Below are 3,104 nucleotides of genomic sequence, written 5' to 3'. Positions count from 1 at the left end.
CGTGTGTTAGTGACATGAGGAGCAATCGACCTTACTCAGGCGGCGCGTCTTCGTCGCCCGCGCAGAGCACCTTGCAGCGCTTTTTCGCGTAGCTCCAAGCCGAGAAGCCGCCACCCTCGATCCAAGGGTCGTCGCCAAACATCTTGTAGGCTTCATAGAGGGCCTCTGCGGTCATGCCCTCTTGGTGGCTGGACTCGAGGAACTCATCGACGATGCGCTTACAGGCCTTGATGGCTGAGCCACGGTCGCTGAAGTCGCCGTGTTTGTAGTCGCCATCATCGTCGCCGTAGTGGAAGTTCTCTGATACGCGCACGGTAACGGTCATTGTTTGTGCTCCCTCGTGAACCCCTTGGGATGAAGCATAAGCCCTTCGGGCATATTGGTGCTATATCGCGTTGCAGGAGCCGTGAATACGCTGGGGATGCCAGTGTTACAGGCCCACAGAGGCGTCGCTCCAGAGGTCGGCTTCGGACAGGCGTATCAGTTTTTTTCCTGTAAGTTGAAGCGTTCTGTGAACTTGGAATATTCGTTTTCAAGCTCATCCACAAAACGCTCGAGTTCGTGGCGCTTGACAACCATTTGAAGAGATAGCCCTTCCCCATGGTAAGCATCAGCATCTCTGAAGTTATACGCATCAATCAGCGCGACAAACGTATAGGTGTCATCCGGGAGCTTGCCTTTTTCTTTTTTGAGCTGCCTTCGCGCCTCTAGTTTATCTTTAAACTCTTCGCGTAAAAAGATCACTTTATAATGCGGATCTAAAAATGGAAAATACTCCTCAGGATAAAGTGCGACAATAATATCTGGCTCTAGCGGCTCCCAGTAATCGGCTTGGTCGCTCTCAAGCACCTTTTTCAGAAATGGCAAGAAACGGTCGCGTTGGTCATCATTAGCTACAAAGGCACCCTCACTCCGTTTCCCCCAGCATTCGTCGCGCTTTTTCAGCACTTCTTCTCTAAGGAGAGTCTCGCCGTCCCAAAGAAAATATATTTGGTACTGTACCCATTCGTCATCAAAGCCAGTGTATTCAAAGGTGAAGCTTAACTTTCCAGATTTCAGTGATGCCATATCATACTCCAAACATCTAGACTATCCAGTAAGGCCCACACTGCTGCAGCGATGTATTTATGTTTCAGAATTTTAGAGCAGAGTGGATGCTTTTGTTGGGGCTCAACAGACATCTGATCGACCGCAGACGATTAGCGGTGTCCACACGCTTAAGTTGCCTCCTTACTTTCTCTAATCCACGGCCCCTCTGGCTGCGCTGCCTGGCGTATTGAACGGCGCTAGCTATGCGGTTGGCTTTCCTAAGAGAAGGCGCCAAACATAACGCACGTGAACTTCTGAGGGTAATGTCGCACGGCAAGAGTCGGGGGTGTTAGCGCAATTGGGTGCTTGGCCGCGGAGGATGACTTGGGCCGCCATGAGGTCGCGCGCCGAGTCTTGGAAGCCTTCTGAAGTCCGCGGGTGTTGAGCTGTGCGAGTAGCGCCGGATGCCCGGCAAGTCGCTCCGCGAGGGCGGTGCGGACCTTGTTTTCGCTGATCCAATCGCTGGCGTTTTCGTTGGCGGCGCTGGCCTCCTCGGCGTCGAGCCAGGCCATGGCGAAGCCGCCAAGCCAGAGGCGTTGGATGGCGGGATTGTCGAGCGGCGGGAGTAACGCGGGTTTGGCGCCGGGCTTCAAGCGCGATGCCGAGTATCCGCTGGAGGCGGAGCTGTTGGTGCTGGATGAGGCCTCGATGCTGGATACGGTGCTGATGAACCAGCTGCTGCGGGCGCTGCCGGATGAGACTGCGCTGCTCTTGGTCGGCGATGTTGATCAGCTGCCGTCGGTGGGTCCGGGTCGGGTGCTGGCGGATCTGATCGCCTCGGGGGCGATCCCGACGGTGCGCCTGACCGAGGTGTTCCGTCAGGCGCTGTCCTCGCGGATCATCGTCAATGCCCATCGCATCCATAGCGGCGAGTGGCCGATCGCCCCGGCAAAGGGGGAGACCAGCGACTTCTATCTGATCGAGGCCGCTGATGCGGACAACCTGGCCGAGAAGCTCGTCGCCAGTGTCACGCAGCGCATCCCGAATCGCTTTGGGTTCGATCCGCTTGCGGAGATTCAGGTGCTGACGCCGATGAATCGGGGTGGGCTCGGCACGCAGGCGCTGAATCTGGCCTTGCAGCAGCGACTCAATCCCGATGCGCAGCCGCGGCTGCAACGCTTCGGCACCACCTATGCGCCGGGCGATAAGGTGATCCAGCGGGTGAACAACTACGACAAGGAGGTGTTCAACGGCGATATCGGACAGATCACCCGCATCGATGCCGAGGCGGGCCTGGTGGTGGTGGCGATCGATGGCCGGGCGGTCGAATATGAGGCCAGCGCACTCGATGAGCTGGGCCTGGCCTATGCGATCAGCATTCACAAGGCGCAGGGCTCGGAGTATCCGGTGGTGGTGATCCCGTTGGCGATGCAGCACTACGCGCTGCTCGAGCGCAACCTGCTCTATACCGGGGTCACCCGCGGGCGGCAGCTGGTGGTGCTGATTGTGGAGGCGAAGGCGTTGCGCATCGCGGTGGGGCGGCAGCAGGCGACGCGGCGGATCACGCGCTTGGCGGAGCGCTTGGGTGGGCTTGGATGAGTGGCTGGACAGCGGCGGTGCGGGCTGTGGTGGTCGCTGGTCAGGGCGGCGTTTGAGCGCCGCCCGGCTTCGCTCCCTGGATCAAAGTGCTTTCTTGCAGAAGTACCAATCACTGCACTCGTAGCCCTCGGCCATGCGCGCCTCGGCCTGCTCGGCCGTCGCTGGCGGCGGCACGATAACCTTGTCGCCCGGCTGCCAGCCCTCGGGGGTTGCAACACCGTGTTCATCGGAGGTCTGCAGCGCCTTGACCAGCCGCACGAACTCATCGATCGAACGCCCGTTGCTCATCGGGTAGTAGACCATCGCGCGGAGCACACCATTGGGATCGATGATGAAGGTGGCGCGCACGGCTGAGGTGTCGCTGGCGCCGGGCTGGATCATGCCGTAGGCCTTGGCCACCTGCATCGAGAGGTCGGCGATGATCGGGAAGCCGATCTCGACACCGAACTTCTCCTTGATGTTGCGCTCCCAGGCGA

At 59.0% G+C, this 3,104-nt stretch carries 5 protein-coding genes; 2 read left to right on the top strand and 3 right to left on the bottom strand.

All coding sequences use genetic code 11. The features are described from left to right. Window positions 1-31: 31 nt before the first annotated feature. Window positions 32-325, bottom strand: coding sequence for a hypothetical protein (locus CKO42_RS26075; protein ID WP_200252150.1), 294 nt, complete (start codon window positions 323-325; stop codon window positions 32-34). Between the two features lie 155 nt (window positions 326-480). Next, entirely contained in the window at window positions 481-1,068 is a 588-nt protein-coding gene (locus tag CKO42_RS26070) for a hypothetical protein (RefSeq protein ID WP_200252147.1), read from the bottom strand. Window positions 1,069-1,493: 425 nt separating this feature from the next. On the opposite strand from CKO42_RS26070, the gene CKO42_RS26065 reads away from it, so the two are divergent. Both CKO42_RS26065 and CKO42_RS26060 read left to right on the top strand, forming a co-directional pair. After that, a complete protein-coding gene (locus CKO42_RS26065; protein WP_200252153.1) occupies window positions 1,494-1,658 on the top strand; it encodes a hypothetical protein in 165 nt (54 codons plus the stop codon). Further along, complete coding sequence (locus CKO42_RS26060; protein ID WP_338035012.1) at window positions 1,630-2,628, top strand: ATP-dependent DNA helicase; 999 nt, start codon at window positions 1,630-1,632, stop codon at window positions 2,626-2,628. The genes CKO42_RS26065 and CKO42_RS26060 overlap by 29 nt, the downstream gene beginning before the upstream one ends. Before the next feature lie 81 nt (window positions 2,629-2,709). On the opposite strand, the gene CKO42_RS26055 is transcribed toward CKO42_RS26060, so the two are convergent. After that, a partial coding sequence (locus CKO42_RS26055; RefSeq protein ID WP_200252129.1) for a redoxin domain-containing protein occupies window positions 2,710-3,104 on the bottom strand: 395 nt, incomplete at its 5' end.

The organism is Lamprobacter modestohalophilus (genome assembly GCF_016583905.1).
Lineage (GTDB): Bacteria > Pseudomonadota > Gammaproteobacteria > Chromatiales > Chromatiaceae > Lamprobacter > Lamprobacter modestohalophilus.
The sequence above is the reverse complement of the archived record's forward strand: the minus strand, read 5'-3'. Positions and strand labels throughout refer to the sequence as shown.

Bases quoted from the DNA above. Each gene is read 5' to 3' on its own strand.
- CKO42_RS26075 (WP_200252150.1), bottom strand. From the start codon at position 325: ATGACCGTTACCGTGCGCGTATCAGAGAACTTCCACTACGGCGACGAT.
- CKO42_RS26060 (WP_338035012.1), top strand. From the start codon at position 1,630: ATGGCGGGATTGTCGAGCGGCGGGAGTAACGCGGGTTTGGCGCCGGGC.
- CKO42_RS26065 (WP_200252153.1), top strand. From the start codon at position 1,494: ATGCCCGGCAAGTCGCTCCGCGAGGGCGGTGCGGACCTTGTTTTCGCT.
- CKO42_RS26070 (WP_200252147.1), bottom strand. From the start codon at position 1,068: ATGGCATCACTGAAATCTGGAAAGTTAAGCTTCACCTTTGAATACACT.